A 16,771-nucleotide genomic window follows, 5' to 3' on the forward strand; every position below is an offset into this window, starting at 1 on the left:
GATAAACAAGCCAGTAACAAGACGTTGTCCACACTGTGGTGAGCACTTGATGGTCTGCGTGGGCGTCTCGCGACCGAGGTAGCCGAAAGGCGAACAGAATAAGGAGAATGGCATTCATGTAAACACAGGAGGACTGACCGACAAAAAAACACATCGTTAACGTAACATCTTGAAGTGAGTGGCTATCAGCTCACTTCTTGGCTGTGCTCGTCCTAACAAAAGTGACGGGCATAGATCCATCTTCTGCTCATCCGAGCAATTTACTCAATAAAGAGGCGTCGGGCTTGTTCAACACCCGAATAAAGTGTCGGCTGCGCGACACTTATTCTTATTTGTTAGCTATTTTTTGATTTCAAGTTATCAGTTGCTTTTACTGAACCTTCGTCTGAATTTCCCTTGAAAATAACATTTTGAGGACCTGATGGTTTTGGTGCAGCCGTTGGCGTTTGAGCTGGAGCAGCAGCTGGCGCTGCTTGTTGCGTTTGATTGTTACTTCCTGATTCATTTTCTGACATTGTAACTTCCTCTTTAATCAATTTGACTTGGTAAATATTTTCTTGTGCACTAACTTTTTGATATATATAAAACGGTGATGCAATAAACAGGAATATAAATGCTATTACCACCGATGCAGTAGCATCGTGTAGGTAATTCCCTCTTTTTATATTGTTTTGGCTATTGAGCTCCGCAGCTTCAGATAACCTTTCGTTAAAGTATTCATCGAAATCTTTTTGTGCATCGTTGTCCGAACCTCCATTGGTTGAATGCCAGTCCTTTAAGTCTTGCAAATGTTGTTTTAATAAATTTGCACCCGGGATTTTTTGATATGAGTAACCAAGAAATGTTCGAACAATTTTGTATATACAGACAAGCATGCTGATGCAAGTAAGAGTTACAAAAACTAAAAATATGTATGTAATCCAACCTTGAGAATACTTAAATCCAGTTATGATACTCGCTAATGCTCCACCCAATATCGTTAAAGCCACAATAGGCGTATTGGTGGCTGACGCGAGGCCATTTCTCTGCTCTAGCTCAAAGTCATACTGCTTTTGAAAAACTTCATGTTTCAACTGAATCCTCCGAAATAGCTAACAAATTATTAGATCCCAAAGAGGGGTAATTAAACACCCACTTCGAGATTTTTTACACGCCTTACTTACGCTACCGCCCTTCTCTCATCGGTACTTAACACACCAACGCTATCATAAAAATCTCGTAGAAATGTACCACATAGCGCATAAAAGCAGTTTGATTTCGTTCGTATGGAAAGCTGATTGGTTATTGATTAATCGGCCATTAACTACCAGCATGCATAGGGTAAATTTTTTAAATCAAAAAGATTAGTTTAAATAATGGATAATTTGTGTTCTGCGCGATAAGTGAAAAATATTCATAAATGAAAAAGGGGCAAAAATAATTTATAAAGATACCAATATCTCCTCTTCCCAAGACATAAAAAACAGCACTGATAACAGTGCCGTTTCTACAAGCTCTAAGGGAATTACCCCAGCGGTTTTGCTCACCCTTGTGGGTTTTGCTTCTCGCTGATTTCCGCATAGGTGTGAAGCAGTTCAGTGAGGGTTTTGACCCATGCAAACACATCCGTTGGTGCGTTTTTCAGCAATGCTTCAACGTGTTGGCAATGGGTTTCAAGGGAAATGGCTTGTTCCAAGCGAAACGAAATCGCGTAGAAATGCCAAAGGATTAATCGCGTCATCCTTTCGCTGTTTTGCTTGGCGTTTTCTGAGTCATCAAACGCTTGTTGCGTTTCATTCAGTGCAATCGCCGTCATGCGTAGCATGGTGTCAAGACGTGCTGACAACAAACGCTCTTCGCTGTCTATCTCCTCTTGCTCAAACGTGAAAATCTCACTCATCACGTCTTCTGGCACCATTTTGCTTATGATTCGAGCACTAAACTCTTCCAGTTCATGGCGAGGCATGGTTACGAGACATTCAAAGGTGTAATCACGAAGCATAAGGTCACTCTAATTCGAAGTAAATTTCAATGGGCGTATTCTAAATGCTGAGGTGGTATTTGCCACTGTTAATACACACTCATCAAAACATTAAACAGCACTGCGGTATCAGGTGTGCTCTCTATCCCAAACCCACCCATAAAAAAACGGCACTGCGAGCAGTGCCGTTTTTGTGTTTTCTCTCGTCGAAGCCACGTTGTTTTTACGCAGCGTTCGCCGTTTCAACATTCTGTGACTTATCGAAAAGCAGCTTGTAGGTCATGATGCCGATGACCAGCGCTTTGATGATCATCATTTGGTCGTTGCCATAGTAAGCCGCCATACCGATGAAGCCTGAAAGTAGCATCAGCTTGCGGTAGTTCGTCAAGGTGGTCATGTACAGCGCTGCCAGAATCACACCTAGATCGGCAAATTGAAGCGCCACCGCCAAGGTAGGATCAGCAATGAAGCCTGATACTGCAACATTGACGATATAAAGAATACCCGCCGCCATCACGCCGCCCAATCCCATGATCACCGACTTAGGCGCAGAGGTGAAATCCTTCGCGTACCGGTAGGTGTTCAAAGAGGCAACAGAAAGGTTAAGAATGACTTTAGGCCACCAGCCCATTAAGAATGCCCACAAGGTGTCATTGGCGGCAGAGCCAAACGCAGCAAAACGGGTGAACTTCATGGTGTTGAAGATGGTGATAGAAATATAGAAGGCAACCGATGTCCAACCAAGGATGTCGGTGATCAGGTCTAGCGTCATTCAGCGTGTTCTCTTGATAATACGAGTGGGCGATGTGCCCTTTCGCGTGTTTTCCTTAACCGGCTCAGAAGGAGCTCTTCTCTGATGGCCGAGTATTCACCTAACAACCCAGTAAAAGTGGGGTTCTTGTAAGATTAGGCAAGGATAATACGGCGGTATTGACGCGATTATCAACTAATAAAAAAGGAGAACGACACAATAAATGTTACTGCGTATTTAGTGCACTTGAGGGGGTGCTGAAACCTTGGCCATTTTTCGTTTCTGGGTCAGGTAGTTTACCCAGCTTTCGCTCTTCGACGATGGGAGAAGATCGTACGCACGCTTGGCATGAAGCAAAGCATTGTCGGCCTGTTCCAGTTTGTCATACGCCGTTGCGCGTAACATTTCTACCGAGGCTTTTTTCTCAGGCGATGTCACTTTGTTCAAGCTAGACAGTGCTTCTACATAAAGCCCTTGTTGAAGTTGAAGCTGCGCCAGTTGCCAGCGGTACGTGTTATCGGCTTTTGCGGCTTTCTTCCATACTGAGATGGCGTTCTCCCACTCTTTGGCATGCTGCCAGTATGAAGCACTTTGCGACAGGGTCACTGCATCTTGTTCTGAGGCGGGTAAGCTGTCTAACACTAACGCGGCTTTTTCCGGCACGCCTTTTTGCGCATATAACTGCGCGATGGTTCTTTGCTCTGACGTGGTCAGTTCAATGCCTTCACGTTGCGCGAGCAGTAGCGTACTCAACATGTTCTCTGGCTGTTCTAAACGTTGGTAGTTGCCTGCGCGTTGTATCCACCACACCTTTTTATTGGGCTCAAGGGCAATGAGGTGTTCCAGGGTGTTATTTGCACGCTTCCAGCGGGACAATTGAAGTTCTGCGCCCAGCTTGATTGAAAGTGCTGACACCGTATCCGGCGAGGTCAAGGCAAGGTGTTTGTTGATAGCGGTCAGCGTACTTTTCCACGCTTTACGTTGATAATTCGCTTGAGCCAAACGCAACCACAGCTCTGCTGACTCTTTTTTGTCTTTGGCGGTTTTTACCAGCTGTGAATACAGCGATGCGGCGGATTTATAGTTGCCATTAGACAAGTACAAATCCGCAAGCATGCGTTGTGCTGAACGCATTTCGTCACCCGACAACGCATCGCTTTTGACCGCTTTCTCTAGAAAACGCATCGCGCTGTTCACATCGTCTGTTTGCCAATACAGCACACCCAGCATGCGATCAACGTAAGCGCGATCGTAGGCTTTCTTGGTCTCTATTTCTCGCAGTACTGCAATGGCATCACGCCACGCTTCCTTCTCTTGAAACGCGAACGCTTTCTGAACTTTCAGCACAGTGCCTTGCGACAACTGTGCAGCAAACGACGGCGCTGAAAATAGCAGGATAGCGAGACACATGCCGCGAATGGCGTTCGATAATGAGAAGGTGCGATGACACATCATTTGGCTAACTTAAACTCTATTTTTGCTGTTTGATTCGGTTGCTTGATGGCTTTACCGTCAAGACGTTTTGGTTGGTATTTCCAACGCTTTAGGGCGCGCATGGCATCGCGTTCAAAAACGCGCTTCGGCGAGGCTTCCACCACTTCTAAATCTTGCGGACGCCCGGTTTCATCAATGGTAAAACGGATCACCACAAACCCTTCAATGCTTCGACGCAGCGCCTTCGCAGGGTAGCTCGGCTCTGATCGATACATTGGCATGGCTTGTTGATTCGACGTGCCTTCCAAATCTGATGCTATCGGCGCAGCAAGACTGACATCGGCAATCTCTCCCACCGCACTTTCCGCCACCACAGGCTGCTCAAACGTTGGCGCTGAAATGCTGATCCCTTCTACCTGCATATCAAACGATAACTGAGGGAGCGGAGAAGACAAGGTCTGTGTCTGCGTTTGAGGCGCTGCTGCTTGCGCAGGCTGAGACATAGGCTCTTGCGGCTCATCCGGCTTAGGCGGTACGTCGCGCTGGCGTCGATTCAGTTCCATCTCAGGCTCTTGCATCACCAAATCAAACGCCATGCCGCCTTTGTTTTCATCGTCCTTAAACGTTGTCGGTGTCACCATGGCTGCCATCAATAAAAACAGGCCCGATACACACGCAATCGCCAATGGCAGTGCAATAACCCAACGTGACATTACGGCTGCTCCGCCGCCAACGCGATATTGGAAATACCCGCGCCTTTCGCTGCATCAATCACCGTGACCACGGTGCCATTATAGGCGTGCTCGTCGGCTTGAATCACTAAAGACGCTTCGGGTTGATCTATCAGCAGGCGCTCTAGCGTTGCTTCGACACGTTCTGCATCAATGACACGCTGATCAATATAAATGTCATTGTTGGCGGTGATCGCCACGAAAATACCGGCGCTGGCTTTAGCAGAAGCATTGCTGGCAGAAGGACGGTTTACATCCACACCAGATTCACGCACAAACGAGCTCGTTACGATAAAGAAAATCAGCATGATAAAGACGATGTCGAGCATCGACGTGAGATCAATTTGAGCATCTTCACGATTTTTTTGCGCACGCTGAAACCTCACGAGCGACTCCTTAATGCTTTCGTCAGCGACGCTTCACGGCGCTCACAAATTTTAGAAATTCGGGCTTGCGCGAACATGCCCGCAAGCGCCACAACCATGCCCGCCATCGTTGGAAGGGTTGCCATTGAAATGCCCGCCGCCATTAAGCGTGGCTCTCCCGTCCCTTGCACGGCCATCACATCAAACACAGTGATCATGCCGGTGACGGTGCCCAATAGCCCCAACATGGGACACAGTGAAACCAGTGCTTTGAGCAAGTTGAGGTTGCGGTGAAGCGACACATGCGCCTCAAAAAGCCAACCATCTCGAATGGCGCGTGATGCCCATTCGCGTTGACCTTTGCGCTGACGCCACTGTTCAATCCAGTGCTTTTCCTGTTTCGGGAACACACTGAATACGTAAATCAGCCGTTCGATCACCACCAACCAACTCGCGGCACCGACCAGCGCCAAACCCCAAAGTATGGGGCCACCCTGCTGCATAAACAGAGAGAGCGATTGCCAACCCTGTTCAAGCAATTGCCCATCGAGCAGGCCAGCCGCGCGAGGTTGAGAAGCCACTGTTGCTAGTTCGTTACTCAGTTCGGTGCCTAGCTCGGTCATGCGATTGCCTTGGTCACCGTGTTATCCGACAGATCAGACTGCTGCGCCACCAAGCTAATGCCAACTTTCTCTAGCGTGCCGCGCAAGGTTTCCGCTTGCGTGCTCAACACGTTATGCGCCAGTAACAATGGCATCGCCGCAACAAGGCCAAGCACCGTAGTGATAAGCGCCATGGAAATACCCCCCGCCATCACGGTTGGGTCGCCGTTACCGAATTGTGTGATCACTTGGAAGGTTTCAATCATACCCGTCACTGTCCCCAGCAGACCCAGCATAGGCGCGAGGGCCGCAAGCAACTTGAGCATTGAGAGACCTTTTTCAAAGCCCTGTTGTTCATCGACAATGGCTTCAAGCAAGTGAAGCTCAAGCGCATCCAGTGAACGGTTCGGTGCTTGTTGATACACAGACAGAATGCGTCCAAGTGGGTTATCACCCGCTGTTTCTGGGTGTTTCATTTGCTTGCGAATCGCCACACGGGCGCGGAACAAAGACACACCGCGAACCGCACTGATCGCAAGGCCAACAAACAGCAACACGGCGATGATTTTCCCGACGAGACCGCCCTGCTCAAATCGTTCGCTCAAGGTTGGGGTAAAGGCCAATTGTTGGAGTAATTCGGTACGGGTCGGATCGAGGATCACGCTGTCACCCGAATTAGCTTGTGCTAACGAGTTCGACGTTAGGCCATGTTTAGGTTGAACAGGCAACAGGTTAGCTTGTTGCTTCGCACTGTTCCAACCAAGGTAGCCGTGTTGATCCACCAACCCAATGTTACCTAAGCGTGTGACGTTACGTTCAGTAACTACGCCTTCGGCATCGCGCACATTCAGCGTCAATGGCGCAATCACGTGTCCGTTTTCTAGCTCTGCTTGCATACCGTGCCAAACGGTATTCAGGGCAGACAGTGACGGTAAGGTCTTCGCATCCAAAATCAGATCAAGCGCCGCATCATAGTCAGACTGGTCAATGGCAGCGGGCGCATCAACACGTTCGTTTTTCAGCTCGCGGCTAGATTGACGAAGCACGCCGAAAAGCTCACCCAATGTGCCAGTTTCCAAGCGAAGGGATTCATCAAGCTCGGCTAAATACTGTTCGTTGTCGCTAAAGGTATCGCTCAGGGTTTGTGTTTCAATTTCTAGCGCAGCATGTTGTGCATCCAACGCGGCCAATTGCGCTTTCAAGCTCTGCTCGGTGTCTTCAAACCCCGCTTCGCGAGTAGCGTTGTGCGCATTCGATTGATGCTGAGCAAGGTTAGTGTCGGTCACCAAGTCGCTCAATGCGGGCAAGGGAGAGAGAAGCGCACTGACAGACAGCGCAGCGATGAGTGTGCGTTTCATTCGGCTCATTGTTGTGCCTCCGCATGAGAAGGCGACACAGAAAGCGGCAATGTCAGTAGTGTTGGCGCAACGCTTTGATTGGCAACCTTAAAGGCAAAGGTCAAATCTTCGTTTTGACTGGCATCCACCGCCGTCCAAGACGAGGATGGCGCATCGAAATACCAAAAGGTTTCACCATTAAGGCTACGCGCGACCAACGATAAACGGCCAAGGTGCAGCACATCAACATCACGTTGCTGTCCTTCAATGTTTAACGTTTCTTGGTACAGGCCCATTTTGCCGCCGTAAGCTAACTCCACCAAATAGGCTTCAAGGATCTGTCGAAACTTTTCAGCGTCCGCAACATCGGCACGCCCCATCATGGCTTTAAGTGTTTCAACGCGCGCCATTCGGGTTTCCGATTTGATCGGCAAATCTTGCTCAATCCAGGTCTGCAAATCATCAATCATGCGATACATAAGCGGTACCACGCCTTTGCGGGTCTCTTTTATGTCTGTGATTTGTTGATTCAGGCTACCCACTTCATTGTTTTGGTCTGCGACCAGTGCTTGAAGGTGATTGCGATACAAGGTGAGGTTTTCAATTTCTTGTTGGCGTTGCGCAATGTCCGCTTTGAGTTGAAGCGACGTGATGGCGCTGGTATCAATACGTTGTTGAGAAGCCGCAGCAGATTTTGTCGTTTGCGCTTCAATGGCAGTCGCCGTATCAAGCTCGCTGGCATGAAGAGAAAAAGGCAAGGTCATCAATACAAGTGATGCCATACGCAGGTTGATTGTCATGGTCGTGCTAGTCTCTGGGTAAATGGTTGCGCGTAACAAAAACTCGCCAAGTATACCGCGCTATATTGCATAAGTGACGATTGTTATTCCTCAACAAGAACAAGCTGCGTAAATTCAGAGGCCGTCGTCCATTCCAACACACGCCCTCGCCTATCATGCTTTCTCATTCGCTGAGGTTTACTCCAACGATTTGTCGCCATGCCAAAGACAAGCGCGTTCCGTCGCAGGTGTTCAGTCCTTTCTTATCTCGTGCTTTTCAATGTCTATTTCACTTCAGCGGATTCGCTCAACACGCTTTGCGCCGCTTCCCAAAGTGACATGCGGTCGATGCTGTTAGACAGGCACTTATCGACACCACATTGATATAAAGAAACATCATCAAACTCAGATTCCGGAGGCAGCAGAGCAATCATAGGCGCCACGGTTTGATGACGAAGCACCTTTATATCAGGCAAACACAGTTCTGAGTTCTCCGATGCAATCAGCACCAAATCAAAATGACACTGTTTAAGTGCAATTTCCGCCTGATTCAGATGCAGTACTCTTGTTACTTTACAACCGTGCTGGGCAAACGTGGTTTTAACCCAACCACACAGCGAAGCAACACGTTCGATCATCAGAACTTGGCACATAATTAAACAGGCCTTTATTGATATTGATTCTCATTATACTTAACCATATGCAAATGTCGCCAGAAAAAAGTGTGCAACAACCTAATAATTCAAAGGTTGCGAATCGCGACCGTCGTTAATACACATCTAAGTGCATATTTTGGGATTAGCATCTCAAAAAGAACGAGAAATGAAACGCAAGGTGCTTGCGATGGGAATGCCTAGAAGAGTAGACTCACACTCGTTTCGAGAGTTACCTACAATTAAATCAATAAGAAGTTCGCATGTTTGAAGATTTGCCTAATAAAAAACCACTTTTCCTCGTTTCTGCAATCTTACTGATTGCCATGATCGCGATGACACTTTCCTCTTACACTTATTCGAGCAAAATCTATACCATTCAGATCCAGAAGCAGCATGAAAAAATGCTCAAAGATCCGACAGATGCCAAATTGAGCGACCTTGTTGGGTTGGCTGATGTGTGTGAGGACATTCGTTTCACGAGCACCTTGTCTTTCCATCTTTCTAACGAAGAGACATTCAGTGTTCAACGCGCATGTGAAGACATTAAAACGCGCCTTCGCATGACACAGTTCAGCGACCAAACGCTTTCTATGCGTCGTTAATTCTGGCCCGAAATTGAAAAAAAGGAGCGTTTCGCTCCTTTTTTATTGCCTTGAAAATCACATGTCCCTCCCTCTCTTCGATCACGTTTTATTGCGCACTGACACACATTGTGGCAGAGTCGCAGCCGTTTCCAATGATTGATGAGCAGTACTATGCACGCGCAACCTAATAACCCACTTCACGGCGTTAAGCTTGAACAAATCGTTAATGATCTAGCTGACCATTACGGCTGGCAGCAGCTTGGCAAACTGATCGCCATTAACTGCTTTAAAAACGATCCTTCCGTGAAATCGAGCCTGAAATTTTTGCGCCGTACGCCTTGGGCAAAGGAACAAGTTGAAAACCTTTACCTCGACACGTTCTGCACAGGTGATGCAACCCCTGCAGATCCGTGGGCTAACGCAATGGAAAAGATAAATAAACCCTAACCCGCACGTTTGTCGCTGTATCATTTTTCCGCACTGAATTTGTCGCTTCTCCTACAGTAATGTAGTGTCATCTGTATCCAAGCCGTTTTTATGGATATCAATGTGGAATACAGATGGAGGCGACATGGATTCAGGCTTAGAATCACTGACATTGCTTTTTCTCTCCCCGATATTTTTGATCTGCATGATCTTGGAATATCGCGCGCTAAAACGCCGTCACCAAGCTGATTACTCCCTCAAAGAATTGATCTGCAACTTCAGCCTTGCTGGGCTTCATCAAGGTGCGGACGTCATTGCCACCTTGCTGCTCATGCCCTTCTTCCTCTGGCTCTTTCAATTCCGATTGTTTGATATCACCCTGACGCCTATCACCGTTTTCGCCGTGTTTGTGCTGCAAGATTTCTTCTATTACTGGTTCCACCGCGCGTCGCACCATGTTCACTGGCTTTGGGCTTCACACGTGGCACACCACAGTTCTGAGAACATGAATTTCACGACTGCCTTTCGCCAAAGCCTGACCTATCCACTGTCTGGCATGTGGCTGTTTTGGACGCCATTGATGCTTATTGGGTTTGACCCTACGTTCGTGGTGTTGGTTGTCGCACTCAACCTTGGGTTCCAATTCTTTGTTCACACGCGCATTGTCGGCAAACTTGGCTGGGTTGAATACATCTTCAATACGCCTTCACATCACCGCGTACATCACGCGAGAAACCCAGAATATATAGACCGCAATTTTGCGGGCGTGCTAATCATTTGGGACAAATGCTTTGGCACCTATGTAGAAGAAAGGGACGATATTCACATCGATTATGGCATTCCAAAACCCATCCACAGTTGGAACCCGTTTGTGGCAACGTTCCATCAATGGAAAACGCTCATCACGCTGGCTTTTTCCCGCACACCAACGCCGATGAATACGCGACTGCAGTACCTCTTTGGTTCACCTGCGTTTAGTGATACAGCAATGTTGGAACGCGATGGCTCGCGGGCGCATCTGTTGGAGAAAGCAGAGAAAGCAGAGAAAGCAGAGAAAGCAGAGAAATAAAAAAGCCATCATTCCTGATGGCCAAGTGGTGTGAGGCGTAATGTTGTTATGATTGTTTGGTCAGCAGGCTCTTGTTTAGCGGCGATCTTCTCGATAGCAAGTCACATCGACTTCCACTTTCACATCGACAACCAGATCAGCAACCATGCAAATTCGTGCAGGTGGGTGTTCGCCAAAAAATGACTGAAACACCTTATTGAACGACTGAAAATAGCGCGAATCGGTCAACACGACTTTCACGTGGATCACATCTTCCAATCCGTATCCGGCTTCTTTCATGATATCGACGCAGTTTTGTATCGCTAAGCGAGATTGATCAACAATACCACCCTCGACAACTTCGCCATCTATCATGGGGGTTTGACCAGATACATACAGAAAACCGCCTGCTTCAACGGCACGCGCGAACGGTAAATGTTGTCCACCCGTCCCCTTTCCACCTTCAACGCCATAGCGCTTAATTGTCATTGTTTTTACTCCCTATAAAATGTGTTCGCACGTATTCCCAAGCAACCTTCACATCCTCGTCGAACGTACCTTAGTGAGCTTGGGAGAAGAGGCTGTTTACACACAACCTCGCTTTAAAAAACGCCCCGCACGGGTGATGTTTTGGGTAACTGCGGTATTGGGTTCGCACCAACTTGCTTGCCCATTCACCCAAACCTGTTTGATGCCTTTTGCCACTTGAATGGGGGAATCAAAGGTCGCCGCGGCATCAACGGTATCTGGGTCAAACAGCACGAGGTCAGCATATGCACCCTCTCGGAGAATGCCTCGATCTCGAAGATTGAATCGCGCCGCTGACATGCCCGTCATTTTATGAACGGCTTCTTCAAGGCTAAAGAGCTCACGCTCTCTGCAGTAATGCCCAAGCACCTTTGGAAACGCGCCCCACAAACGCGGGTGAGGATGTGGATCATTTGGCAACCCATCCGATCCAATCGCGGTAAGCCGATGTTGCAGCACGCGCTCAACATCGGCTTCGTCCATACAGTGATAAACCGCACCTGCCGGTTGCAGAGCACGAGCCGCATCATGCAAAGACACGCCAAGCTCAGCGGCAATGTCTGAAAGCCGCTTATTTGCATGTTCAGGCATGCGTTCCGACCACGTAATCTTAATCTCGAACGCGTCGGTGACTTGCGCTAAATCGAGGGTAGATGAACTCGCAGAATAGGGATAGCAATCGCAGCTGACATCTTGGGCCGCGGAGGTGCGCTCCATCAATGCCAGTACATCATGGGTTCGGCCCCAATTCTTAGCTCCCGCGCATTTCAAATGCGACACAACCACAGGCACATTGCCATGCTTTCCGGTTTGAAAAGCTTCTTCCATGGCATCAAGAATGCCTTCAAATTCCGTGCGTAAATGGGTGGTGTAAATGCCCTTGTAAGCGGCGAGTTCTTCCACGAGCGCCATCAATTCTGCTGTCGGTGCTTCTTTTGCACTGGCGTAAGCGAGACCAGAGCTTAACCCAAGCGCACCTTCTGACAACGCTGCGCTGAGCGCTTGTTTCATCGCGGCAACTTCCTCGACAGAAGCCGCACGATACATATCGTCCATCACGTTGTTACGCAGCGTGGTATGCCCCACCAGCGCAGCCACATTCACCGCAGGGGTTGTGCGCTCAACGGCGTCGACGTAATCGGAAAACGCGGGATACACAAAGTCGTCTTGCTGGCCCAGCAGATTCATTGGATCGGGCGGCGAAGCCGTCAAAACAGCCGGTGACGCGCTGATGCCGCAGTTGCCCACAATCACCGTCGTCACCCCTTGGCTGATTTTGGGTGTGCACGCAGGAAAACGAATGACATGGGTGTCGTCGTGGGTATGCACATCAATAAACCCAGGCGCCAACACCCAGCCATTTCCATCAATAACCTGCTTCGCTTGCTCGGGGCGATTGGCTTGACGAGCGCCATCGGATTGAACATCGCTTTTGGCTTGAATGACAACGATACGATCTTCCACAATCCCGACATCGGCGTCATAACGTGGTCGTCCTGAACCATCGACAACACAAACATGTTGAATCAAGGTATCCAGCAAGGGGCTTTCCTTTTATTTACGCAGCGTTCGCATGAACGGCGTGAGGTTCAAACATTGAATAGCAACGCAAAAACCTACCACCCATTGTGTTAATTTTTAATGAGCACAATAAGTAAGATAGATATCACTCGCGATTTCAGATTAATCACGGCAACGGCTAGGAGAAAAGGAATGACTCACCCAATGCGCAACGACGCTATCCCTTATCAAGATACCTATCGAGAAGGTTGGCCTATCGGCACCAAAGGCGTTTGGGTAGAACCGAAAGACAGCGGGCAATACAACTTGCTTGAAGAAGACATTAGCCTACCTGCTGCCGTGATTTCCCAAGCAGCGTTAACCAACAACCTGACGTGGATGCAAACCTTCGCGGATAAAAATGGCGTGAAGCTTTGTCCACACGGTAAAACCTCCATGACCCCCACCCTTTTCAAGCAACAACTGGCAACTGGTGCATGGGGCATGACCATCGCCACGCCCGCTCAAGCTGAAGTGGCAGTGGCGATGGGGGCGAAGAACATCATCATCGCGAATCAATTGGTCGGCAAAGCCAACATGGCATCGATTGCCGCACTACAAAGCGAGAATGTGGTCGATATTTATTGCAGCGTCGACTCTCGCCAGAACGTGGAACAACTATCAGCGTTCTTTTCGGCAAAGAACCAACGCATGAAGGTGTTTGTTGAACTGGGCGTATCAGGTGGACGTTGTGGCGTTCGCGGCACAGAAGCGGCGGCAGAACTTGCCCGATACATACATGCACTACCAGGCGTCGCTTTGGCCGGCGTTGAAGTGTATGAAGGCGTGATTCATGGCGATGACATGGAAAACCGCATCCGTGCCTTTATCGAAGACACTGCGCAATTTTGTCAGTCACTCAGCAACGAGGGCCTAATAGACACGCCTGACACTATTCTCACTGGTGCTGGATCAGCATGGTATGACATCGTTGCGGATGTTTTCTCTCGGTATGCTGACTTGTTGCCCGTTATTCGCCCCGGCTGTTATGTCACGCACGACAGCGGCATTTATCGCGTCGCACAAGAAAAAGTAAACGCGAGAGCCAAACAACGCCAAGGGATTGCTGCGCAAATCGAGGGGGACCTGCAAAACGCGCTGGAAGTCTGGGCGTACGTGATATCTCTTCCCGAAAAAGGCAAAGCGGTGATTGGGTTGGGAAAACGTGATGCCGCCTATGATGCCGGTCTTCCCATTGCTGAGCGCGGCTTTAGGCAAGGCAAAGCCATTGATGTTAGTGGGCTTGTCGCTACCGCCGTGATGGATCAACACACCTTTATGGACGTGCCCGAACATTCGGACCTTCAAGTCGGCGACATCTTAACGTTCTCAACTTCGCACCCTTGTTTGACCTTCGATAAATGGCGTTATATTGCGTTGTCCGATGAAAGCTGTGTCGTTCGCGAATGGATGACCACCCAGTTTTAAACAAAACCCCGCACAGAAAAGCGTGTTTTTTATTGACCAAAAAACACGCTTACCTCTCATATTTCATTGCATATTCATGCATCCATGTCCCGCTACTAAGAATGCCCTGCAAGTCGCCCTAAAACCCAATCAAAGGTGTGCCTATACTTTATCATCGAATATGTAACCGCTTACATTTTCCGAATGACGATCCAAACAGTTCAGTTGGCCCATTAAGTAGGAGGCACCATGTCGGACAAGAAAGGACATTCTTCAGACACGGACGAGCAACAAACGGAAGGCATCTACGATCTCTATAACAAGCACCCAGAAACCGCAGACGAAACGGTGTTTGGTCGTAAAAGTCATTCTGACAGACGTGGATTTCTAAAAGGTGCAGGCTTGGCGACCATGGCAGCCGTGCTTGGCGGTGCGATACCTTTTCATCGCAATATGCCAGCAGGCATGGTACCTGCCGCCTTTGCTGAAGGGCTCGATGATGTCACCATTGCAGGGAAAGATGGTCTGATCGTACTTAACGACAGACCATTAAACGCTGAAACGCCGCCTCACCTGCTTAATGATGATGTCACGCCAACGGCACGACATTTCATTCGCAACAATGGTATTCCGCCCACTGCTGTCGATGCTGACACATGGACACTGACCATTGATGGTTTAGTCGATAAACCCATGACACTCACCATCGAAGACCTCAAGAAGAACTTCGAGGTGGTTGAGCAGCAATTGGTCGTGGAATGTGGCGGTAATGGCCGCGCGTATTTTGAACCGAAAGCCAAAGGCAATCAGTGGACCCTGGGTGCTGTTGCGTGTTCATCTTGGACAGGCGTGCGCTTGGCTGATGTATTGAAAGCCGCTGGCGTGCAAGAAGGTGCGGTGTATACCGCCCACTACAGTGCGGATAAACACCTTTCGGGCAAGGAAGGCAAACTGCCCATTTCTCGTGGGGTACCGATAGAAAAGGCCTTGGGCGGTGAAAATCTAATTGCCTTCGCACAAAATGGCGAAGCATTGCACGACATGAACGGCGCACCGCTTCGCTTGGTTGTGCCAGGTTGGCCGGGTTCGTGTTCGCAGAAATGGCTCACCAAAATCACCGTCAGAGACCAAGTGCATGATGGGCCGAAAATGACAGGCAAAGCGTATCGTGTGCCTAACCGCCCCGTTGCGCCCGGTGAGAAAGTCGATAAAGACGATTTTGTGATCATCGAAAGAATGCCCGTGAAGTCGCTGATCACCTCGCCACAAACAAACAGCGAAGTGGCAGGCAAAGAAGTCTTGGTTCGCGGTCACGCGTGGTCTGGGGATCGCAACGTCTCCAAGGTTCAGCTTTCGAATGATTTCGGTGCAACATGGATCGATGCCGATCTTTCCGATCCCGCTAACGAAGGAGCATGGCAAACCTTTGAATCGAAAGTCACTTTCCCACAAGCCGGTTATTACGAAGTGTGGGCAAAAGCGACCGATGACCAAGGTGTAAGCCAACCGTTCGCGATTGCATGGAATCCGAAAGGCTACCTCAACAACAGCTTTCACCGTATCGCACTCGTTGTAAAAGGGTAGATGGAATGGCTTTGATGAAACCAACCACAGCGTCGTTGTTCGGCGCTGCTTTCTTGTTGTCTCCCCTCGTAGTAAACGCGGCAGATGATGCTTTGATTGCTGCAGGGGAACAACAAGCCGCCGTGTGTAAAGCCTGTCATCAGGTAGACCCTAATGGCATTACGGTTGTGGGCCCTCCCCTTTACGGACTCGCGGATCGAGAAATCGCCGCGTTTTCGGGCTTCAATTACAGCGATGGCCTTTCAGCGAACCGTGTTGAAGGGAAAACATGGGATGCGGAATCCCTTGATGCCTTTTTAACGTCACCCGCGGATTTCGCACCAGGCACGAACATGGCGTATCCCGGTGTAAAAGATCCCGGTGCTCGCGCAGCCATCATTGCGTGGCTCGCCACAAAAAATCCGACGCCGCCAAATTGGCAAAGCAGCGATGAAACGATGCCTGTGAAAGCATTGGGGGAAGGCATTCTTACTCCGGATGACAACATGGCGCTCGTTGCCTCTACCTGTTCTGTGTGTCATTCGCTACATCTGGTTGTGCAACAAGGGCTCAGTCGCGATAGTTGGGACGAAACCTTGGAATGGATGGTCGATGAACAAGGCATGGATGGGCTCGACGATGGGGATCATGAACGCGTTCTCGATTACCTCGCCACGTATTATGGCGAATAACACATTCTGAATTTTGTTCTCACTTGTAGGCGGAGCAGCGGCGCAAAATGGCTCCGCCTCTCTTTCTAACCAATCTGATAGCGCGAGATCATTCTCAATGACAATGCTTTCGTTTTATGACGCGCATCCAAATCCGCTAACACAGAGCGGACAACCTCTCTCTTCTTGTCCTTTCGCCTCTTCCCCAACAATTCACAAACTCACACTTTAAAGAAACATCACGTCTTCCTGTAATTGAGTTATTAATCAGTAGGGATTTTGTTTAAGCAACTCCCAGCGATTCGCTACTTGCTTGTTCGTCCCTCGGGAAAAAATGTATATACATTGTATACGCAATGCATGACATGA

At 48.9% G+C, this 16,771-nt stretch carries 18 protein-coding genes; 6 read left to right on the forward strand and 12 right to left on the reverse strand.

Annotated features, from left to right (window positions below):
* Nucleotides 1-335 precede the first annotated feature (335 nt).
* The 10 genes from BM082_RS22375 to BM082_RS22420 all read right to left on the reverse strand — a co-directional run bounded on the left by BM082_RS22375 (nt 336) and on the right by BM082_RS22420 (nt 8,612).
* Nucleotides 336-1,073: a hypothetical protein gene (locus tag BM082_RS22375; RefSeq protein WP_074928688.1), complete on the reverse strand. Its 738-nt coding sequence runs from the start codon at nt 1,071-1,073 to the stop codon at nt 336-338.
* 449 nt (nt 1,074-1,522) lie between these two features.
* A complete protein-coding gene (locus BM082_RS22380) occupies nt 1,523-1,981 on the reverse strand; it encodes an exoribonuclease R (protein WP_074928690.1) in 459 nt (152 codons plus the stop codon).
* A gap of 202 nt (nt 1,982-2,183) precedes the next feature.
* Nucleotides 2,184-2,732, reverse strand: a complete 549-nt coding sequence (locus tag BM082_RS22385; RefSeq protein WP_074928692.1) for a hypothetical protein — start codon at nt 2,730-2,732, stop codon at nt 2,184-2,186.
* A 216-nt stretch (nt 2,733-2,948) separates the two neighbouring features.
* Nucleotides 2,949-4,166: a tetratricopeptide repeat protein gene (locus BM082_RS22390; protein WP_074928695.1), complete on the reverse strand. Its 1,218-nt coding sequence runs from the start codon at nt 4,164-4,166 to the stop codon at nt 2,949-2,951.
* A complete protein-coding gene (locus BM082_RS22395; RefSeq protein ID WP_074928697.1) occupies nt 4,163-4,858 on the reverse strand; it encodes an energy transducer TonB in 696 nt (231 codons plus the stop codon). Before BM082_RS22395 ends, BM082_RS22390 begins: the two co-directional genes overlap by 4 nt.
* Nucleotides 4,858-5,262: an ExbD/TolR family protein gene (locus BM082_RS22400; protein ID WP_017014968.1), complete on the reverse strand. Its 405-nt coding sequence runs from the start codon at nt 5,260-5,262 to the stop codon at nt 4,858-4,860. Before BM082_RS22400 ends, BM082_RS22395 begins: the two co-directional genes overlap by 1 nt.
* Entirely contained in the window at nt 5,259-5,864 is a 606-nt protein-coding gene (locus BM082_RS22405) for a MotA/TolQ/ExbB proton channel family protein (RefSeq protein WP_074928700.1), read from the reverse strand. The genes BM082_RS22400 and BM082_RS22405 overlap by 4 nt, the downstream gene beginning before the upstream one ends.
* Nucleotides 5,861-7,210 (reverse strand): MotA/TolQ/ExbB proton channel family protein, encoded by a 1,350-nt coding sequence (locus BM082_RS22410; protein WP_074928703.1) that lies wholly within the window; start codon nt 7,208-7,210, stop codon nt 5,861-5,863. The genes BM082_RS22405 and BM082_RS22410 overlap by 4 nt, the downstream gene beginning before the upstream one ends.
* Nucleotides 7,207-7,980: a DUF3450 domain-containing protein gene (locus BM082_RS22415; protein WP_017017422.1), complete on the reverse strand. Its 774-nt coding sequence runs from the start codon at nt 7,978-7,980 to the stop codon at nt 7,207-7,209. The genes BM082_RS22410 and BM082_RS22415 overlap by 4 nt, the downstream gene beginning before the upstream one ends.
* A gap of 263 nt (nt 7,981-8,243) precedes the next feature.
* Nucleotides 8,244-8,612, reverse strand: a complete 369-nt coding sequence (locus BM082_RS22420; protein ID WP_017008723.1) for a hypothetical protein — start codon at nt 8,610-8,612, stop codon at nt 8,244-8,246.
* A 263-nt stretch (nt 8,613-8,875) separates the two neighbouring features.
* Between BM082_RS22420 and BM082_RS22425 the strand changes: the two genes are divergently transcribed.
* From BM082_RS22425 to BM082_RS22435, 3 genes are all read left to right on the forward strand, one after another.
* Nucleotides 8,876-9,217 carry a hypothetical protein gene (locus tag BM082_RS22425; RefSeq protein ID WP_017008722.1) on the forward strand — a complete coding sequence of 114 codons (342 nt, stop codon included), beginning with the start codon at nt 8,876-8,878 and terminating at the stop codon, nt 9,215-9,217.
* 153 nt (nt 9,218-9,370) lie between these two features.
* Nucleotides 9,371-9,646, forward strand: coding sequence for a VF530 family protein (locus tag BM082_RS22430; RefSeq protein ID WP_017008721.1), 276 nt, complete (start codon nt 9,371-9,373; stop codon nt 9,644-9,646).
* 124 nt (nt 9,647-9,770) lie between these two features.
* Nucleotides 9,771-10,694, forward strand: a complete 924-nt coding sequence (locus BM082_RS22435) for a sterol desaturase family protein (protein ID WP_074928705.1) — start codon at nt 9,771-9,773, stop codon at nt 10,692-10,694.
* A 75-nt stretch (nt 10,695-10,769) separates the two neighbouring features.
* Here BM082_RS22435 and BM082_RS22440 read toward each other — a convergent pair whose 3' ends face one another.
* Together BM082_RS22440 and BM082_RS22445 are read right to left on the reverse strand one after the other, a co-directional pair.
* Nucleotides 10,770-11,162, reverse strand: coding sequence for a RidA family protein (locus tag BM082_RS22440; RefSeq protein WP_017008719.1), 393 nt, complete (start codon nt 11,160-11,162; stop codon nt 10,770-10,772).
* Between the two features lie 96 nt (nt 11,163-11,258).
* Nucleotides 11,259-12,743 carry an N-acyl-D-amino-acid deacylase family protein gene (locus BM082_RS22445; protein ID WP_074928707.1) on the reverse strand — a complete coding sequence of 495 codons (1,485 nt, stop codon included), beginning with the start codon at nt 12,741-12,743 and terminating at the stop codon, nt 11,259-11,261.
* A 183-nt stretch (nt 12,744-12,926) separates the two neighbouring features.
* Between BM082_RS22445 and BM082_RS22450 the strand changes: the two genes are divergently transcribed.
* From BM082_RS22450 to BM082_RS22460, 3 genes are all read left to right on the forward strand, one after another.
* On the forward strand, nt 12,927-14,189 hold the full coding sequence (locus BM082_RS22450; RefSeq protein WP_074928710.1) for an amino acid deaminase: 1,263 nt from the start codon (nt 12,927-12,929) through the stop codon (nt 14,187-14,189).
* 228 nt (nt 14,190-14,417) lie between these two features.
* Nucleotides 14,418-15,752, forward strand: a complete 1,335-nt coding sequence (locus BM082_RS22455; protein ID WP_017014974.1) for a molybdopterin-dependent oxidoreductase — start codon at nt 14,418-14,420, stop codon at nt 15,750-15,752.
* Nucleotides 15,753-15,766: 14 nt separating this feature from the next.
* Nucleotides 15,767-16,423, forward strand: coding sequence for a c-type cytochrome (locus BM082_RS22460; protein WP_017014975.1), 657 nt, complete (start codon nt 15,767-15,769; stop codon nt 16,421-16,423).
* The last annotated feature ends 348 nt before the right edge of the window (nt 16,424-16,771 follow it).

Source organism: Enterovibrio norvegicus DSM 15893 (assembly GCF_900115495.1).
In the GTDB taxonomy this organism is placed as follows: Bacteria; Pseudomonadota; Gammaproteobacteria; order Enterobacterales; family Vibrionaceae; genus Enterovibrio; species Enterovibrio norvegicus.

Coding starts and splice junctions, on each gene's coding strand:
- BM082_RS22380 (WP_074928690.1), bottom strand. CDS start 1,981: ATGCTTCGTGATTACACCTTTGAATGTCTCGTAACCATGCCTCGCCAT.
- BM082_RS22385 (WP_074928692.1), bottom strand. CDS start 2,732: ATGACGCTAGACCTGATCACCGACATCCTTGGTTGGACATCGGTTGCC.
- BM082_RS22390 (WP_074928695.1), bottom strand. CDS start 4,166: ATGATGTGTCATCGCACCTTCTCATTATCGAACGCCATTCGCGGCATG.
- BM082_RS22395 (WP_074928697.1), bottom strand. CDS start 4,858: ATGTCACGTTGGGTTATTGCACTGCCATTGGCGATTGCGTGTGTATCG.
- BM082_RS22405 (WP_074928700.1), bottom strand. CDS start 5,864: ATGACCGAGCTAGGCACCGAACTGAGTAACGAACTAGCAACAGTGGCT.
- BM082_RS22410 (WP_074928703.1), bottom strand. CDS start 7,210: ATGAGCCGAATGAAACGCACACTCATCGCTGCGCTGTCTGTCAGTGCG.
- BM082_RS22415 (WP_017017422.1), bottom strand. CDS start 7,980: ATGACAATCAACCTGCGTATGGCATCACTTGTATTGATGACCTTGCCT.
- BM082_RS22420 (WP_017008723.1), bottom strand. CDS start 8,612: ATGTGCCAAGTTCTGATGATCGAACGTGTTGCTTCGCTGTGTGGTTGG.
- BM082_RS22425 (WP_017008722.1), top strand. CDS start 8,876: ATGTTTGAAGATTTGCCTAATAAAAAACCACTTTTCCTCGTTTCTGCA.
- BM082_RS22430 (WP_017008721.1), top strand. CDS start 9,371: ATGCACGCGCAACCTAATAACCCACTTCACGGCGTTAAGCTTGAACAA.
- BM082_RS22435 (WP_074928705.1), top strand. CDS start 9,771: ATGGATTCAGGCTTAGAATCACTGACATTGCTTTTTCTCTCCCCGATA.
- BM082_RS22440 (WP_017008719.1), bottom strand. CDS start 11,162: ATGACAATTAAGCGCTATGGCGTTGAAGGTGGAAAGGGGACGGGTGGA.
- BM082_RS22450 (WP_074928710.1), top strand. CDS start 12,927: ATGCGCAACGACGCTATCCCTTATCAAGATACCTATCGAGAAGGTTGG.
- BM082_RS22455 (WP_017014974.1), top strand. CDS start 14,418: ATGTCGGACAAGAAAGGACATTCTTCAGACACGGACGAGCAACAAACG.
- BM082_RS22460 (WP_017014975.1), top strand. CDS start 15,767: ATGAAACCAACCACAGCGTCGTTGTTCGGCGCTGCTTTCTTGTTGTCT.